Raw genomic sequence first — 16,178 nt, forward strand, 5'->3', positions numbered from 1 at the left:
CCCTCTTCACCGGGGCCTGACAGCCCTGAGGGACAATGTCTGACATGAGCGCAAGCGCGAGCCTGGCAATGACGCACCTCGTCCCTCTGGCCAAGGAGATCGACGAGGACAAGGTGACCCCCGGCGTCCTCGGCTTCATCGTGTTCGCGGCCCTCGCCGTCGGCGTATGGCTGCTGATGAAGTCGATGAACCGGCACATGGGTCGGGTGAACTTCAAGGAGGCCCCGGACCCGGCGGCCCCGCCGGCGGCCGAGGGGACGGCGCCCGCAGCGCCGGCGTCCTCGGGATCCGCGTCCGCCGAGGGCCGCGAGAAGAAGTAGCGGCACGGCGAAGGCCCCGGTGCACGGTGCACCGGGGCCTCTCGTCGTGCTGCTGTCGTGCCGCACTCGTACTGCTGTCGTGCCGTCGCCTCAGGCGGTGGCGGAGCGGTACTTGCGGACGGCGAGGGTCCGGAAGACCACCAGGATCAGCACCGACCACAGGATCGACGCGATGACCGGGTGCTGCATGGGCCAGGCGTCCGGGGTCTTGAAGCCGGGCGGCAGGTTGCCGAACAGCTCGCGGCAGGCCTGGACCGTGGTGCTGAACGGGTTCCACTCGGCGATGTGCCGGAAGAACGTCGGCAGGTTGTTGGAGTCCACGAAGGCGTTCGAGATGAACGTCAGCGGGAACAGCCAGATCAGTCCGCCCGAGGTCGCGGCCTCCGGCGTGCGCACCACCAGACCGATCAGGGCGCCGATCCACGAGAACGCGTAGCCGAGCAGGAGCAGCAGGCCGAAGCCCGCGAGGATCTTGCCGAAGTTCTCATGGGTGCGCCAGCCGATGAGCAGCGCGACGCCCGCGAGCACCACCAGAGTGAGCGCCGTCTGCACCAGGTCGGCCAGGGTGCGTCCGGTGAGCACCGCGCCACGCGCCATGGGCAGCGAACGGAAGCGGTCGATCAGTCCCTTGTGCATGTCGTCGGCGATACCCGCACCGGCGCCCGCGGTGGCGAACGTGACGGTCTGGGCGAAGATGCCCGCCATCAGGAACTCTCTGTAGTCCTGCGACGAGAGCGAGCCGCCGACCTGGATCGATCCGCCGAACACGTAGGTGAACAGCACCACGAACATGATCGGCTGGATGAGACCGAAGATGATCATCTCCGGAATCCGCATCATCCGGATCAGATTGCGCTTCGCGACGACCAGGGAGTCTCTGATGGACCCGGCGATGCCGCCGCCGGCCACCGGCGCCCCGGGCCTGACCGTGTCGGTTACGGCACTCACTTCGCGTCCTCCTTGTCGGCGTCGCCCGTCGCGTCCTCCGCCTCGGCCGCGTGGCCGGTGAGCGAGATGAACACGTCGTCCAGGGTGGGGCGGCGCAGGCCGATGTCGTCGATCTCGATGCCGCGGGCGTCCAGTTCACGGATGACCTCGGCGAGCAGCTTGGCGCCGCCGGCGACCGGGACGGTCAGCTTGCGGGTGTGCTCCTCGACCTTGGTGCCGCCGCCGCCCTTGGCGAAGCCGCGCAGGATCTCCTCGGCCGTGGCGATCCGGTCGCGGTCGTGCACGACGACCTCGACGCGCTCGCCGCCGGTCTGGGCCTTGAGCTGGTCGGAGGTGCCGCGGGCGATCACCCGGCCGTGGTCCACGACGCAGATGTCATGCGCCAAGTGGTCGGCCTCTTCGAGGTATTGGGTGGTCAGGAGCAGCGTCGTGCCTCCGTCGACGAGGTCCTTGATGACCTCCCACAGGCCCTGCCGGTTGCGCGGGTCGAGCCCCGTGGTGGGTTCGTCCATGAACATCACCGGCGGCCTGACGACCAGGGCGGCCGCGAGGTCGAGCCGGCGGCGCATACCGCCGGAGTACGTCTTGGAGGGTCGGTCGGCGGCGTCCGCGAGATTGAACTGCTCGAGGAGTTCACCGGCCCGCTGCTTCGCGGCCTTGGCACTCATCTGGTAGAGCTGGCCGACCATTTGGAGGTTCTCGCGGCCGGTGAGGTATTCGTCGACCGCCGCGAACTGGCCGGACAGGCCGATGGAACGGCGCACCTCGTTGGGGTGCTTGAGGACGTCGATACCGGCGACGACCGCCTTGCCGCTGTCGGGGGTGAGAAGGGTGGTCAGGCAGCGGACCGCGGTGGTCTTGCCCGCGCCGTTCGGACCGAGCAGGCCCAGGACGGTGCCTTCGGGGACGTCGATATCGACGCCGTCCAGAGCCTTTACGTCACCGAAGTGCTTGACCAGCCCTTCGGCGTAGATGGCGCCTGGCATGTGGGTTCTCCCAGGGTTTGGGTGATTTCCTAAGCAGATTTTAGATTTGCCGGGATTGTTCCGCCCGACAGAGGGCTCGCGAGGCCCACACCATAACGCGATGTATCGCGTTTACTCAAGAGACGGGCGTCCGGAAGCGGGTGTACCCACCGCGACCTATATCGCGACTGTCCGCGCTTCCTCGTACCTGTGCGCACTCCCCACCCCCGTACTCACCGCTCAGGTCATGACCGTGTAGCCCGCTTCCTGCAGCGCGCCGCGCACCTCGGCGCAGTGCTCCGGGCCCTTTGTCTCGAGATGCAGCTCGACCTCCGCCTCCGTGAGCCCAAGGCGCGGGTCGGTCCGGACATGGCTCACGTCCAACACATTGGCATCCACCACTGACAACACCCCGAGAAGCGTCGCCAGGGCGCCCGGCCGGTCGGTAAGACGCAGCCGAAGGGACAGATACCTGCCTGCCGCCGCCATGCCGTGACGCAGGATGCGCTGCATCAGAAGCGGGTCCACATTGCCGCCGGTGAGCACCGCGACCACCGGACCCTCGAACGACTCCGGCTCGCTCAGCAGCGCCGCGACCGGACTCGCGCCCGCCGGTTCGACGACGAGCTTGGCCCGCTCCAGGCAGAGCAGCAGCGCACTCGAGAGCGCGTCCTCGGAGACGGTACGGACCTCGTCCACGAGATCGCCAATGATTTTGAAGGGCACATCGCCGGGGCGGCCGACCTTGATGCCGTCCGCCATCGTCGAGGGGTTCTCGATCGCCACCGGACGGCCCGCCACGAGCGAGGGCGGATAGGCCGCCGCACCCTCCGCCTGCACGCCGATCACCTTCACGTCGGGGCGCAGCGACTTGACCGCGAGCGCGATGCCGGCTGCGAGCCCGCCGCCGCCGATGCCCACCACGATGGTCCGCACCTCGGGGCACTGCTCCAGGATCTCCAGGCCCACCGTGCCCTGGCCCGCGACGATGTCGGGGTGGTCGAAGGGGTGGATGAAGACGGCGCCCGTCTCGCGCGCGTACTCCTGCGCGGCGGCCAGGGTTTCGTCCACCACCTGCCCCTGCAGACGCACTTCCGCGCCGTATTCACGCGTGGCCGCGATCTTCGGCAGCGGGGCGCCGCTCGGCATGAAGACCGTGGACCGCACACCGAGCAGCGACGACGCCAGCGCCACGCCCTGCGCGTGGTTGCCCGCACTGGCCGCGACCACCCCCGCGGCCCGCTCCTCGGCGATCAGACCCGCGATCCGCACATACGCGCCACGCAGCTTGAACGACCCGGTGCGCTGCAGGTTCTCGCACTTGAAGTGGACCGGCGCACCCACCAGCTGCGACAGATGCCTGCTGCCTTCCATCGCCGTGATCCGGGCGATGCCGGAGAGCATCTTCTGCGCCCCGCGCACATCGTCCAGGGTCACCGTGGGCAAGGAGTCAGCCGTGCTGTAGCTCATGACCTCAAGTCTCCCAGTCCTCACAGGGCACGGCTCGAGGGGGCGTCGGGCGGCCACGGGTTTACGCAGCGCAGGTACGAGGGGGCCCACGGCCGCGTACCCTGTCCCCCAACCCGCCGACTACGCATGAAGTGAGCCTCCGGCCATGCCCACACCTTCGGACATGACGACCGATCCGCAGTCCGGTCATCCCAGCCTCCTGGACCACCTCCAGCACGAGGTCGCGGTCTTCGCCCGCCGCGCGGAGCAGACCCGGCTCGGCGGCGTCGGCCAGGTGCGCAACTCCATGGACCGCGCCGCGTACCTCCTGCTCAACCGCCTCGACAAAGAAGGCCCCATGGGCGTCAAGGCGCTCGCCGCGAGCATGGGGATCGACTCGTCGACGGTCACCCGGCAGGTCGCGCCGCTCGTCGAGTCCGGCCTGGTCAAGCGGACCTCGCACCCGGAGGACGGCCGCGCCGTGGTGCTCCAGCTGTCGCCGCGCGGCCAGGCCCGCCTGGACGAGGTGCGCTCCTCGCGCCGTGAGCTGATGGCCCAGCTGACCGAGGACTGGGCCCCCAAGGAGCGCGAGGCGTTCTGCACGCTCCTCACGCGCTTCAACGCCGCGCTCTCCGCCCGCCAGGCGGGCGGCTCCGGTGCGGACGAGGTGCCGCCGACCTCTTGACCTCGTGCCCGCGCTGCCCCCTAGATGAAATCAGGGTCCCCGGTCAACGGGAGGCGCGGTGCGAGAACGGCAGGCAGACGCGGTCCGGAGTCCGTCCCTCCGGCGGATACGTCAACACGCCCGCCGGGCCCGTGAGTTCGAGTCCTTCGTCGCGGGCGCGGCAGGGCGGCTGCTGCATGCCGCGACCCTGCTGACCAGCGAACCGCCCGAGGCCAACCCGCGGGCACGCCGCCTGCTCACTGCCGCACTCGCCGGCACCTACGCCTCCTGGGACCGGCTGCGCGGCGAGGACCCCTACGACCGCACCCGGCAGGAGCTCGCCGCCCGCTTCGCCCACTCCGCCTGGCGCTCGCACCGCGGCCGCGGCGGACTGCTCTCCGCCCTCGGCCCGCAGGAGCGCCTGATCGTGGTGCTGCGGCTCTGCGAGGGCGTCGCCGAGGAACAGACCGCCGCGCTGCTCGGGCTGCCCGTGGAACGTGTCCGGACGATCTGCTTCCGGTCGATGGCGGTGCTTCTGAGCGCCCCGCCCCCGGGCGCCCCTGGCGGCAAAGGGGCGTCACCGCCCGCGGTGACGGTGGCGCCGTCATGACGCCCGACCGCGAGAAGGAGCCGCGTTCATGACATCCGACCGCAAGGAGGAGCAGGTCAGACGGCTGCTCGACGGGCCGACGCCCACCGTGCCGCCCAACCTGTGCGCCGAGGCGATGCGGCGCGGCGCCCGGCTCGGCCGGCGGCGGGCGGCGATACGGCGGCTGATGTGGCTGCTGCTGCTCGTCGCGGTGGTGGCGTTCGCGGTGTGGGCGTCGGTGGCACAGCCCTGGGTGGTGCCGCCCTCGGAGACGACACCGCCGCTCGACGGCTGGTAGAGCGCGGGGGTGCGGGCCCGAACTCCCGCACCCCGTAAGCCGGTTACCCCAGCGCCTGCCGCAGGTCCGCGAGGAGGTCGTCGCCGGACTCGATGCCCACGGAGAGGCGTACGAGATCGGCGGGCACCTCGAGCGCCGAGCCCGCCGCGGAGGCGTGGGTCATCCGGCCCGGGTGCTCGATCAGCGACTCGACGCCGCCGAGCGACTCACCGAGGGTGAACAGCTTGGCGCGGTTGCAGACCTCCACGGCCGCCTCCTCGCCGCCCTCGACCTGGAACGACACCATGCCGCCGAAGGCCCGCATCTGCTTGGCGGCGGTCTCGTGGCCCGGGTGGCCGGGCAGGCCCGGGTAGAGAACCCGCGTCACGCGCGCGTGCGTGCCGAGCATCTCCGCGATCCGGGTGGCGTTCTCGCTGTGCCGGTCCATGCGTACCGCAAGGGTCTTGATGCCGCGAAGGACAAGCCACGCGTCGAAGGGCCCGGCCACGGCGCCCATCGCGTTCTGGTGGTACGCCAACTCGTCGCCGAGCTCCGGGTCGTTGACGACGAGGGCGCCGCCGACCACGTCCGAGTGACCGCCCATGTACTTGGTGGTCGAGTGCACCACCACGTCCGCGCCGAGCGCGAGCGGCTGCTGCAGATAGGGGCTGGCGAAGGTGTTGTCGACGACCAGCTTCGCGCCCGCCGTCCGCGCCACCGCCGCGAGTGCCGCGATGTCGGAGATGCCGAGCAGCGGGTTGGAGGGCGTCTCCACCCAGACCGCCTTCGTACGGTCGGTGAGCGCGGCACGGACCGCGGCCGGCTCGCTGGTGTCGGCGACGGAGAACTCGACGCCCCAGCGCGAGACGACCTTGGCGAAGAGCCGGAAGGTGCCGCCGTACGCGTCGTTGGGGATCACCACGTGGTCGCCGGGGGTGAGCAGCGTCCGCAGCAGGCAGTCCTCGGCGGCGAGGCCCGAGGCGAAGGCGAGCCCGCGCCGCCCGCCCTCCAGGGCGGCCAGGTTCTCCTCCAGCGCGGTCCTGGTCGGATTGGCGCTGCGGCTGTACTCGTAGCCGCCGCGCAGGCCGCCGACGCCGTCCTGCTTGTAGGTCGACACCTGGTAGATCGGCGGGACGACGGCGCCGGTCAGGGGGTCCGCGGTGTTGCCCGCGTGGATGGCGAGCGTCTCGAAGCTCCGGCCGCTGTCGGTGAGGCCGTTGCTGTCACTGCTGTGCGTGTCGGTCATGCGGCCCGAGCGTAGCCGGGGCGGCACGGGGCCGGTCGAGGTTCGGCCAGGCCACGGCAACTTCCGCGGGTTGGCCGTTTGCCGTGGCAGTCTGGTTCGCTTGTAGGCATGGAGATTCTCTGGGTCCTGTTGGCCTTCCTCATGCTGGGCGCGGCTCTCGGTCCGTTCCTGTTCCGCCGTCGCGGCGGTATCCGCCTGGCGGCCCCGGGCTCGCCGGACGCCGCGGACCCGGCGAACTACGGCTTCGCGCGCCAGGAGGAGCTCGACATCCGGATGCCGGGCCCCGACCAGGATCTTCTCGACGTCCTCGACGTGGTGCAGCGGTCCCAGGACTGGAAGTACGCGTCGCAGCTGCTCGCCGGCACCGAGAAGGAGGGCGAGGTACGGCTGCAGCGCGTACAGGCCTTCGCCGGTGCGGCCTCCCTTGAGCTGGCCGAGCGGCCCGGCGGGGTCAGCGACGCTCCCGGCGGGCAGTGGCTGCGGGTGTGGCGGGCGGAGTCGCCCAAGGACGCGGGCGGCGCGCAGGTGCACGCGGAGTTCCTCGTGCAGCAGGCGTTCCGCACGTCGATGCCGGGCACGGACGAGTACCGCATCATCCTGGAGGAGGCCAAGGCGGCCTGCGCGGAAGCGGCGCTCCTGGCCCCCGGCGACCCCGTCCCGTACATCACGGAACTGGCCGTCGCGCGCGGTCTCGCGTACTCCCGTACGGAGTTCGACCAGCTGTGGCTGAAGATCCTGGACCGCGCGCCCCAGCACATGGGCGCGCACCTGGCGGCGCTGCCGTACTACAGCGAGAAGTGGCACGGTTCGCGCGTGCAGGCCTACGAGTTCGCGGAGGCGGCCGCGGCCCGCGCCCCCCGGGGTTCGCTGCTTTCCGCCCTGCCCCTCTTCGCGGTCTTCGAGCACCTTCCCGAGGTGAATCTGGTCCGCAGCTTCTGGGAGAGCGAAGTGGTCCGCAAGGCCGTCGAGGGCGCGCAGTTCGCGGCGCACTCGGCCCGCCCCGACGACCCGATGCTCGCCCACGTACGCCATCTCCTCGTCTACTTCCTGGTCCGCTCCGAGCGCTGGGGCGAGGCCATGCACCAGCTGGTCGCGGTCGACGGGCACGTGGGCGCACTGCCGTGGACCCTCTCCCCCGACCCGGCCGCGGAGTACGCGGTCTTCCGGGCGCTCGCGGTCGCCGGGTACGAGGCGAACGGCGGCACTCCGGCGACGCTCCCGCAGTGACTCCCTGACGGCCGCCGCCGCTCCGCCGCCGCGCTGAGGAATCCGCGCGGCCGCTCGTACGTTGAACCATCCGCGACCCCTGCCCGTGCCCTCTGGAGGACCAGATGCTCTTCGGCCGTACGCCCGTCCTGCCGACCCGCGAGGAGGCCCTCGTCGGCCGCCCGGAGCGGGCCTACGCCGTGCCCGAGCGCCACACGGTCCTGGGCAACCCGCTGCTCGGCCCCTACCCCGAGCACTTGGAGGTGGCCGACTTCGCGCTCGGCTGCTTCTGGGGCGCGGAACGCAAGTTCTGGCAGACCCCCGGGGTCTGGACGACGCTGGTCGGCTACCAGGGCGGGTACACCCCGCACCCCACGTACGAAGAGGCCTGCTCGGGCCTGACCGGTCACACGGAGGCCGTCCGCGTCGTCTTCGACCCCGAGGCCGTCTCGTACACGGAACTCCTGAAGCTGTTCTGGGAGAGCCACAACCCCACCCAGGGCTTCCGCCAGGGCAATGACGTCGGCACCCAGTACCGCTCGGCGATCCACACCCACTCCCCCGAGCAGGCCGCGGCGGCGGAGGCGTCCCGCGAGGCCTATCAGAAGGTCCTGACCTCCTCGGGCCACGGCACGATCACCACGGAAATCCTCCCGGCCGACGACCGGCCCTTCTACGTGGCAGAGGATTATCACCAGCAGTACTTGGACAAGAACCCGGCCGGCTACTGCGGCATCGGCGGCACGGGCGTCTCCTGCCCGATCGGGGTGGCCAAGGCTGAGGGGTGATGCTCGCGGTCACCTGTCGAAGTGGCCCGGCGCCTCATGATTCACTGGCCCCGACTGCCCCTGCAACGGGGGCAGTTCGGGGCCGGTTCATATTCGGGGGCGGACATGACGTTCACGGATCGGAAGAGCCAGGAGGGCCGGGAGGGCCGGGGCGAGAAGTTCCGCGTACGTGATCTGTGGTGGCTTGCGTCCGGGGTGCTCGCCGCGGTGGCGATGGCCCTGAGCGCTTTCGTCGACGGAGCGTCCGCCGAGCGCGTCGGCTGGTACCTCTACTTCGCCGCGTGGCCGCCCTTCACCGGCGGTCTCCTGCACACCATGGCCGCCGGACCGCCACGGGACGTGGCGGGCGGCATGCGTTCCGCCGGACTGCTCCTCGTCCTGGCCACGGCGAACCTCGCCGTCTTCCACAGCGACGGGTTCCCCTTCTGACGGACGAGGTCTGAACGGCGCGGACCGGCCGGAGCGATCCGGCGCGGTCCTGGTCGGCGCGGACTGGCCGGCGCGGACTGGCCGGCTGGTCCGGTCCGGTCCGGTCCGCGGACGGTCAGCCGCGGTGGCTCTCGCCGTACTCGCGCCACTTCTCGCCGGTCTCCCGGCCCTTCTGCTCGGCCTCACGCGCCTTCTCGCGGGCCTTTTCCTCCGCTTCGCGGCCGGCCTCACGGCCCTTCTTCTCCGCTTCGCGGCCGATCTCCCGGCCCTTCTCCTCCGCGTCGCGGCCGGTCTCACGGCCGCGCTGCTCGGCGGACTTGGACGGGGCCGTGGAGGCGGGCGGGGTAGACGGGGTGTCCTGGCCCTTCTTGGCGCCGTTGTCGCACCCGGTCAGGGTCAGCAGCGCGCCGGCGGCGAGCAGACCACCGGCGAGGGCGAAGCGGGACTGGACCTTCATCGGGCGGTGCTCCTGTATCCGTACGGGTGTCTTGAGGCGAGGACCTCTCATTCGTACGGGGAGCGAGGGGCCGACGGGGCACCCGAAAGACCTGGATCGGGTGCCCTAAGTCCCTTCCGAAAGGCCTCAGGAGCCGCTGCCGTAGGGGCGCGTGAAGATCTCCATGTTGTGACCGTTGGGGTCGGAGAAGTACGCGCCCCTGCCGCCGTCGTTGGTGTTGATCTCGCCCGCGCGCTGGTGCCCCGGGTCCGCGTAGAACTCGATGCCCGCGGCCTGGATGCGGCCGAAGATCTCGGTGAACTCGTCCTCCGAGATCAGGAACGCGTAGTGCTGCGAGGTGATCTCTCCGCCGTCGCTCTCCATGTAGTCGAGAGTGACGCCGTTGTCGGCCTCGACCGGGATGAACGGGCCGTAAGGCGCGCCCACTTGGAGGCCGAGCAGCTCGGCGAGGAAGGCCGCTGAGGCCTTCTTGTCGTGGGCGGTGACGATGGTGTGGTTCAGCTCGATGGACATGGTTTCTCCCTCCACTTCCGCTGTCCCGAGGAACGCTATGCGGGCGTACCTGTATCCACCATCGGCAATCCGGCCTAGGGCCCAGGACGGGGCCCCTCTCGTCAGATGGTCGCTGTGTCGATGACGAACCGGTAGCGCACATCGCTGGCCAGGACCCGCTCGTACGCCTCGTTGATCTGCTCGGCCCTGATCACCTCGATCTCCGAGCCGAGGCCGTGCGCGGCGCAGAAGTCCAGCATCTCCTGGGTCTCCGCGATACCGCCGATCATCGAACCGGCAAGCGTCTTGCGGCCGTTGATGAGGGAGAACATGTTGAGGGCGTTGGGCTCCTCGGGCGCCCCGACGTTCACGAAAGCGCCGTCCACCTTCAGAAGGCCCATGTAGGCGTCCATGTTCAGCGGCGCGGACACCGTGGAGACGATCAGGTCGAAGGTGCCGGCGAGCGTCTCGAAGGTGGCCGGGTCGCTGGTCGCGTAGTAGTGGTCGGCGCCCAGGCGCAGACCGTCGTCCTTCTTGCGCAGCGACTGCGACAGGACGGTCACTTCGGCGCCGAGGGCGTGCGCGATCTTCACGCCCATGTGCCCGAGACCGCCGAGGCCGACGACGGCGACCTTCTTGCCTGGGCCCGCGTTCCAGTGCCGCAGCGGCGAGTAGAGGGTGATGCCGGCGCACAGCAGCGGTGCGGCGATGTCGAGGGCGAGGCCGTCGGGGATGCGGACGGCGTAGTTCTCGTCGACGACGAGGTGCGTCGAGTAGCCGCCGTAGGTGGGCTCGCCGTTCTTGTCGAGGGCGTTGTACGTACCGGTCATGCCCTGGGTGCAGAACTGCTCCAGGCCCTGCCGGCAGTACGCGCACTCGCGGCAGGAGTCGACGAAGCAGCCGACGCCCACGTGGTCGCCGACGGCGTACTTGGTGACGCCGGGGCCGACCTCGGCGACGACGCCGGCGATCTCGTGGCCCGGCACCATCGGGAAGATGCCCTCGCCCCAGCCGTCCCTGGCCTGGTGGATGTCGGAGTGGCAGATGCCCGCGTACTTGATGTCGATCAGAACGTCGTGCTCGCCCACGGGGCGCCGCGGCACGGTGGTGCGCTCCAGCGGGGCCTTGGCGGAGGGTGCGGCGTAGGCGGCGACGGACGTCGGTGCAGTGGTGGTCATGGCAGCAAGCCTGCCGGGGCGCGGGACCGCTACCCAGGCCTCTGTCGTACCTACGTCTGCCGTGCCTACCACTGGCAAGGACAGGCTCGGCCGCGCCCGTCCGGCGGCGGGCCTCGATACTGGACGTCATGGCCCCTCTCGACACCCCGCGCCCCGGCACAGGCACCGACCGCCCCGGCACCGACCGCCCCGGCACAGGCACCGACCGCCCCGGCAGCGGCGCCGAAGGCCCTGGCAGCGGCGTCACGCCCGTGGCGGGGCACTCCGCGGAAGCCCAGCTCAGCGAGTTCCTGCGGACCCGCAGGGCCCGTCTCAAGCCCGCCGACGTGGGTCTGCCGGACTACGGGAACCGGCGCCGTGTGCCGGGCCTGCGGCGCGAGGAGCTGTCGCAGCTGGCGGGGGTGTCGGTGGCGTACTACACCCGGCTCGAGCAGGGCCACGGCAACAACGTGTCGGGCGAGGTCCTGGACGCCATCGCCCGCGCCCTGCAGCTGACCGAGGACGAGCAGGCGCATCTGACGCATCTGGCCAAGCCCAAGCTGGTGCGCAAGAAGAAGAAGCCGTCCGCGCGGCCGCAGCACGTGCGGGTGCAGCTGCAGCATCTGCTCGACGCGATGGAGGGCGTGCCCGCGTACGTCCTGGGGCGGCGCCTGGACATCATCGCCTGGAACCGGATGGCCTGCGCCCTGCTCGGCGACTTCGCGGCGCTCGGCCCGGACGAGCGCAACATGGCCCGGCAGATCTTCCTCGCCCCGGCCGCGCACGAGCTGTATGTGGACTGGGAGGCGAAGGCGGTGGAGGTGGTCAGCTTCCTGCGCCTGGAAGCCGGCTGCTACCCGGACGACAAGGAGCTGTCCGCCCTGGTCGGTGAACTGTCGGTGAAGAGCGAGGACTTCAGGCGGCTGTGGGCCGCGCACACGGTGCAGCGCAAACGGCACGGCACGAAGCGCCTGCACCACCCGGTGGTGGGCGAGTTGACCCTGTCGTACGAGACGCTGACGCTGCCCGACACCCACGAGCAGTCCCTGGTGACCTATCACGCGGAGCCCGGCTCGCACTCCGAGGAGTCGCTGCGGCTGCTCAACTCGTGGGGTACGGCGCCCGTGTGAACCGGGGTACGGCGCCCGTGTGAACGGGAGCGGGCCCGCACCGACGGATCGGTGCGGGCCCGCTCGGCGGCCGTGGGGCGAGGGTCAGACGGCGGAGCCGGCCTTCCACTCGGACCAGTCCATGTTCCAGCCGTTGAGGCCGTTGTCCGGCTTGATGGTCTTGTCCGGGGAGTTCTTCACGATGACCACGTCGCCGATGAGCGAGTTGTCGTAGAACCAGGAGCCCGGCGTCTTGGAGTCGTTCGCACCCTTGGCGTCCGCGAGGCCCACACAGCCGTGGCTGGTGTTGGCCGAGCCGAAGATCGACTTGGCGCCCCAGTAGTTGCCGTGGATGAAGGTGCCGGACGTCGACAGACGCATGGCGTGCGGCACGTCCTTGATGTCGTACTCGCCCTTGCCGTCGTCGTCGGTGAAGCCGACCGTCGCGCCGTTCATCCGGGTCTCCTTGAACTTCTCGGAGATCACCATCTGGCCGTTGTACGTGGGGTTGTCCGGGGCGCCCGCGGAGATCGGGATGGTCTTGACGGTCTTGCCGTCCTGCGTGACCGTCATCGTCTTCGTCTTGGCGTCGACGGTGGAGACCTGGTTACGGCCGATCTTGAAGGTGACGGTCTTCTGCTGCACGCCGTAGACACCGTCGGCGCCCTCGACGCCGTCGAGGCTCAGCTTCAGGGTGACCGTGGAGCCTTCCTTCCAGTAGTCCTCCGGGCGGAAGTCCAGGCGGTTCGGGCTGAACCAGTGGCCGACGACCTCCTGGCCGCTGCTGGAGCTGACCTTGATGCCGGACTGGACGGCCTTCTTGTCGGTGATCGCCTTGTCGAAGTTGATCGACACCGGCATGCCCACGCCGACTTCCTTGCCGTCGTCGGGCGTGAAGTTGCCGATGAAGCTGTTGTCGGGCGAGACAGTGGTGAACGAGGCGTTCTCGTGCGCCTCGCGGCCCTCGGAGTCCTTGGCCGCGGCGGTGACCTTGTAGGTGGTCGCGCGCTCCAGCTGGGCGTCGGGCTTCCAGCTCTTCTTGTCGGCGGAGATCGTGCCCGCCACGGCGGTGCCCTCGGAGGTCTTCATCGTGACGGCGGTGAGCTTGCCCTCACTGACGGTGACCCGGGCCGCGTTGTTGATGCCGGCCTTGTTCTCGCCGTCCTTGGGCGTGATCTTTATTCGGGCAGCCGACGCGTCCTTGGCGGCCGCCTCGTCGGCCTCGGCCTGCGACTTCTTGCCGCCGTCGGCCGCCTTGTCACCGTCATCGCTGCTACAGGCAGAGAGCACCAGTACGCCGCCGAGCAGTGCGGACACGGCTATCAGGCCCCTGCGCCGCTTGCTGTCCGTCATCACACGCTTCTCCATCGTTGCCGAATCCCCACGAAATCCCCGAGAGTCCCCCGAAACAGGCGGAGTGGCTGAGTACCCCCCACCTTCCCTAGAACACCCCTGCCGGTGCGTCCGGTTCCAAAGGTGCGGAAGATGTGGGGAACACCACGTCATTCGCCTCTCGGCCGCCGTTCTAGCAGGTCGGCCGCGTATGACGGAACCCCGGGCGGCCGCGCCGTCCAGGGTCCGCACTCTTCGAGGTTACGCCCCGCGCGAAGCGCCCCCTTCACCGTCCCCGCGCTCGTCGTCGTCGGCGTCATTGGCGCCTTCGTCCTCCTCCTCGTAGCCGTCCTCGTCGCCGTCCCCGTCCTCGTCCTCGTCCTCATCGTCGGCGTCCCAGTCGTCGGCGTCCGGGTCGAAGTCGACCGGCTCGCTGCTCCACGACGCCTGGGCGAGCTCGACGCCCGGCACATCGGAGACGAGGTCGAACGGGTCGACGAGATAGGCGAGGGCCTCGGCGTCGTCCTCCCGCACGGCGGTCGCGGCGTGGGTGCGCTCCTCGTCGGGCATGTACTCGTCCTCGCCGATCCGCTCCAGAGCGGCGCTGGTCAGGCCGTCGGAGTCGGTGATGTCCAGGACCAGTTCAACCCGGAGGCGCACATAACGGGATGTCTCAGGAGTGCTCATACGACGGAGCGTAAGCCGCCGGCCCCTCCCGACTTTCCCGCGACCCGCGGCTTTCACTAGCATCGGCTCACACGGCCAAATCGCCAGCACCACAAGGGGGATCGATCCCGTGTCCGCCGCACGTCGCTCGTTGTTCACCGCCACCGCCGCCGCCTCCGTACTCGGCGCCCTGTGGTTCGTCCCCTCCGCGAACGCGACGGCGGACCGGCATGAGGATCAGCACCCGGCGGCACGGTCCGCCTCCGAGCCACGCCTCGCGGAAACGGGCCCCCCGGTGGACACCACGCCCTACGCGGTCGGCGGCATGCTGTTCCTGGGCGCGGGCCTCGGCTTCGTGGCGTACTCGGCGCGGCGGGCGCGGCTGTCGTAAGGGGTCTTCCGTTACGAGGACTTCCGTAAGAGGACTTCCGTAAGAGGACTTCCGTAAGAGGTCTCTTTCCGGAGGGGCCGGGAAGACCCGGCCCCTCCGGCGATTGCCCCTCCTAGGCCAGCGGACCCGTCACCGACTCCGCGGCCTCGACCAGTCCCCCACCGCGCACAAACGCCTCGGCCGCGGCGAGATCGGGCGACAAGTACCGGTCGGGACCGGCCCCTTGAACCCCGGCGGCCCGCGCGGCGGCGATCACCGCGCGCGAAGCCGGCGCCGCCTGGAGGCCTTCGCGCAGCTCGATGCCGCGCGTCGCCGCGTACAGCTCGACCGCCACGATCCGCCCCAGGTTGTCGACCGCGGTCCGCAGCTTCCGCGCCGCCGACCAGCCCATGGAGACATGGTCCTCCTGCATGGCCGACGAGGGGATCGAGTCGGCCGACGCCGGGACCGCGAGCCGCTTCATCTCGCTGACCAGGGCGGCCTGGGTGTACTGGGCGATCATCAGGCCCGAGTCGACGCCCGCGTCGTCCGCGAGGAACGGCGGCAGGCCGTGGGAACGGTTCTTGTCGAGAAGCCGGTCCGTACGGCGCTCGGCGATCGAGCCGAGGTCGGCGGCTGCGATGGCGAGGAAGTCCAGGACGTACGCCACCGGGGCGCCGTGGAAGTTGCCGTTGGACTCGACCCGGCCGTCGGGCAGGACCACCGGATTGTCGACGGCGGCGGCCAGCTCCCGCTCGGCCACCAGACGGGCGTGCGCGAGAGTGTCCCGGCCCGCGCCCGCGACCTGCGGGGCGCACCGCACCGAGTAGGCGTCCTGGACGCGCGGCGAGTCGTCCTGGTGGTGGCCGGTGAGGCCCGAACCGGCAAGGACCTTCAGCATGTTGGCGGCCGCGGCGGCCTGGCCGGGGTGCGGGCGGATGGCGTGCAGCTCGGGCGCGAGGACCTTGTCGGTGCCGAGCAGGGCCTCCAGGGAGAGGGCCGCGGTGATGTCGGCGCTGACGTAGAGCCGCTCCAGGTCCGCGAGGGCCATGAGCAGCATGCCGAGCATGCCGTCGGTGCCGTTGAGCAACGCGAGGCCCTCCTTCTCGCGCAGCTCGACGGGGGCGATGCCGTGCTCGGCGAGCAGTTCGCCGGCCGGGCGGACGGTGCCGTCGCGGTCCTCGGCCTCGCCCTCCCCCATGAGCGTCAGGGCACAGTGCGAGAGCGGCGCGAGGTCGCCGGAGCAGCCGAGCGAGCCGTATTCGTGGACGACCGGGGTGATCCCGGCGTTGAGCACATCCGCCATCGTCTGCGCGACTTCGGGGCGTACGCCGGTGTGCCCGGAGCAGACCGTCTTCAGGCGCAGGAACATCAGGGCCCTGACGACCTCGCGCTCCACGCGCGGGCCCATGCCGGCGGCGTGCGAGCGGACGATGTTGCGCTGCAGCTGGGCGCGGAGCTCCTGGCTGATGTGCCGGGTGGCGAGCGCGCCGAAGCCGGTCGAGACGCCGTAGACGGGCTCGGGCTTGGCGGCCAGGGCGTCGACGATCTCGCGGGCGGCGGCCAGCGCGGCCACGGCGTCGGCCGACAGCTCGACACGGGCACCGCCACGGGCCACGGCGATGACATCCGCGGCGCTCGTCCCCGACGTACCAAGGACCACGGTGTGCGCGGCGTCCACGGTATCCACAGTGTGCATATCCATATTCAGCAG

At 70.5% G+C, this 16,178-nt stretch carries 19 protein-coding genes; 9 read left to right on the plus strand and 10 right to left on the minus strand.

The window, feature by feature from the left end:
* The first annotated feature begins 35 nt into the window (after window positions 1–35).
* Window positions 36–320, plus strand: a complete 285-nt coding sequence (locus ACFQVC_RS13555; protein ID WP_381830463.1) for a hypothetical protein — start codon at window positions 36–38, stop codon at window positions 318–320.
* Between the two features lie 90 nt (window positions 321–410).
* Here ACFQVC_RS13555 and ACFQVC_RS13560 read toward each other — a convergent pair whose 3' ends face one another.
* From ACFQVC_RS13560 to ilvA, 3 genes are all read right to left on the minus strand, one after another.
* The gene (locus tag ACFQVC_RS13560) at window positions 411–1,268 is read right to left on the minus strand and encodes an ABC transporter permease (RefSeq protein WP_381830465.1); all 858 of its coding nucleotides are present in this window, start codon (window positions 1,266–1,268) and stop codon (window positions 411–413) included.
* Window positions 1,265–2,254 (minus strand): ATP-binding cassette domain-containing protein, encoded by a 990-nt coding sequence (locus tag ACFQVC_RS13565; RefSeq protein ID WP_381830467.1) that lies wholly within the window; start codon window positions 2,252–2,254, stop codon window positions 1,265–1,267. Before ACFQVC_RS13565 ends, ACFQVC_RS13560 begins: the two co-directional genes overlap by 4 nt.
* A 219-nt stretch (window positions 2,255–2,473) precedes the next feature.
* Window positions 2,474–3,703, minus strand: coding sequence for a threonine ammonia-lyase (gene ilvA, locus ACFQVC_RS13570; protein WP_381830469.1), 1,230 nt, complete (start codon window positions 3,701–3,703; stop codon window positions 2,474–2,476).
* A 145-nt stretch (window positions 3,704–3,848) separates the two neighbouring features.
* Here ilvA and ACFQVC_RS13575 point away from each other — a divergent pair, with 145 nt between their 5' ends.
* From ACFQVC_RS13575 to ACFQVC_RS13585, 3 genes are read left to right on the plus strand one after another with little or no spacing between them, the layout of a single operon-like run.
* The gene (locus ACFQVC_RS13575) at window positions 3,849–4,367 is read left to right on the plus strand and encodes a MarR family winged helix-turn-helix transcriptional regulator (RefSeq protein WP_381830471.1); all 519 of its coding nucleotides are present in this window, start codon (window positions 3,849–3,851) and stop codon (window positions 4,365–4,367) included.
* Between the two features lie 58 nt (window positions 4,368–4,425).
* Window positions 4,426–4,956, plus strand: a complete 531-nt coding sequence (locus ACFQVC_RS13580) for a sigma factor-like helix-turn-helix DNA-binding protein (protein WP_381830473.1) — start codon at window positions 4,426–4,428, stop codon at window positions 4,954–4,956.
* 28 nt (window positions 4,957–4,984) lie between these two features.
* On the plus strand, window positions 4,985–5,233 hold the full coding sequence (locus ACFQVC_RS13585; RefSeq protein ID WP_381830475.1) for a hypothetical protein: 249 nt from the start codon (window positions 4,985–4,987) through the stop codon (window positions 5,231–5,233).
* Between the two features lie 43 nt (window positions 5,234–5,276).
* Here the strand turns inward: ACFQVC_RS13585 and ACFQVC_RS13590 are convergent, their stop codons facing one another.
* Window positions 5,277–6,458: a cystathionine gamma-synthase gene (locus ACFQVC_RS13590; protein ID WP_381830477.1), complete on the minus strand. Its 1,182-nt coding sequence runs from the start codon at window positions 6,456–6,458 to the stop codon at window positions 5,277–5,279.
* 108 nt (window positions 6,459–6,566) lie between these two features.
* Between ACFQVC_RS13590 and ACFQVC_RS13595 the strand changes: the two genes are divergently transcribed.
* The 3 genes from ACFQVC_RS13595 to ACFQVC_RS13605 all read left to right on the plus strand — a co-directional run bounded on the left by ACFQVC_RS13595 (window position 6,567) and on the right by ACFQVC_RS13605 (window position 8,881).
* Window positions 6,567–7,685: a hypothetical protein gene (locus ACFQVC_RS13595; RefSeq protein ID WP_381830479.1), complete on the plus strand. Its 1,119-nt coding sequence runs from the start codon at window positions 6,567–6,569 to the stop codon at window positions 7,683–7,685.
* A 104-nt stretch (window positions 7,686–7,789) separates the two neighbouring features.
* On the plus strand, window positions 7,790–8,452 hold the full coding sequence (gene msrA, locus ACFQVC_RS13600; protein ID WP_381830481.1) for a peptide-methionine (S)-S-oxide reductase MsrA: 663 nt from the start codon (window positions 7,790–7,792) through the stop codon (window positions 8,450–8,452).
* 105 nt (window positions 8,453–8,557) lie between these two features.
* On the plus strand, window positions 8,558–8,881 hold the full coding sequence (locus ACFQVC_RS13605) for a hypothetical protein (RefSeq protein WP_381830483.1): 324 nt from the start codon (window positions 8,558–8,560) through the stop codon (window positions 8,879–8,881).
* Window positions 8,882–8,996: 115 nt separating this feature from the next.
* Here the strand turns inward: ACFQVC_RS13605 and ACFQVC_RS13610 are convergent, their stop codons facing one another.
* The 3 genes from ACFQVC_RS13610 to ACFQVC_RS13620 form a co-directional block, all read right to left on the minus strand.
* Complete coding sequence (locus ACFQVC_RS13610; RefSeq protein ID WP_381830485.1) at window positions 8,997–9,338, minus strand: hypothetical protein; 342 nt, start codon at window positions 9,336–9,338, stop codon at window positions 8,997–8,999.
* 126 nt (window positions 9,339–9,464) lie between these two features.
* Window positions 9,465–9,851: a VOC family protein gene (locus tag ACFQVC_RS13615; protein WP_381830486.1), complete on the minus strand. Its 387-nt coding sequence runs from the start codon at window positions 9,849–9,851 to the stop codon at window positions 9,465–9,467.
* A gap of 101 nt (window positions 9,852–9,952) precedes the next feature.
* Window positions 9,953–11,008 (minus strand): NAD(P)-dependent alcohol dehydrogenase, encoded by a 1,056-nt coding sequence (locus ACFQVC_RS13620; RefSeq protein WP_381830488.1) that lies wholly within the window; start codon window positions 11,006–11,008, stop codon window positions 9,953–9,955.
* 128 nt (window positions 11,009–11,136) lie between these two features.
* Between ACFQVC_RS13620 and ACFQVC_RS13625 the strand changes: the two genes are divergently transcribed.
* Window positions 11,137–12,117, plus strand: coding sequence for a helix-turn-helix domain-containing protein (locus tag ACFQVC_RS13625; protein ID WP_381830490.1), 981 nt, complete (start codon window positions 11,137–11,139; stop codon window positions 12,115–12,117).
* Window positions 12,118–12,201: 84 nt separating this feature from the next.
* On the opposite strand, the gene ACFQVC_RS13630 is transcribed toward ACFQVC_RS13625, so the two are convergent.
* Together ACFQVC_RS13630 and ACFQVC_RS13635 are read right to left on the minus strand one after the other, a co-directional pair.
* A complete protein-coding gene (locus ACFQVC_RS13630) occupies window positions 12,202–13,464 on the minus strand; it encodes a L,D-transpeptidase (protein WP_381830492.1) in 1,263 nt (420 codons plus the stop codon).
* A 225-nt stretch (window positions 13,465–13,689) separates the two neighbouring features.
* Window positions 13,690–14,115, minus strand: a complete 426-nt coding sequence (locus ACFQVC_RS13635) for a hypothetical protein (RefSeq protein ID WP_381830494.1) — start codon at window positions 14,113–14,115, stop codon at window positions 13,690–13,692.
* A gap of 109 nt (window positions 14,116–14,224) precedes the next feature.
* Here ACFQVC_RS13635 and ACFQVC_RS13640 point away from each other — a divergent pair, with 109 nt between their 5' ends.
* A complete protein-coding gene (locus ACFQVC_RS13640; protein ID WP_381830496.1) occupies window positions 14,225–14,485 on the plus strand; it encodes a hypothetical protein in 261 nt (86 codons plus the stop codon).
* A gap of 112 nt (window positions 14,486–14,597) precedes the next feature.
* Here the strand turns inward: ACFQVC_RS13640 and hutH are convergent, their stop codons facing one another.
* A complete protein-coding gene (gene hutH / locus ACFQVC_RS13645; protein WP_381830572.1) occupies window positions 14,598–16,163 on the minus strand; it encodes a histidine ammonia-lyase in 1,566 nt (521 codons plus the stop codon).
* Window positions 16,164–16,178 lie beyond the last annotated feature (15 nt).

The sequence above is a fragment of the Streptomyces monticola genome (assembly GCF_042665355.1).
GTDB lineage: Bacteria > Actinomycetota > Actinomycetes > Streptomycetales > Streptomycetaceae > Streptomyces > Streptomyces monticola.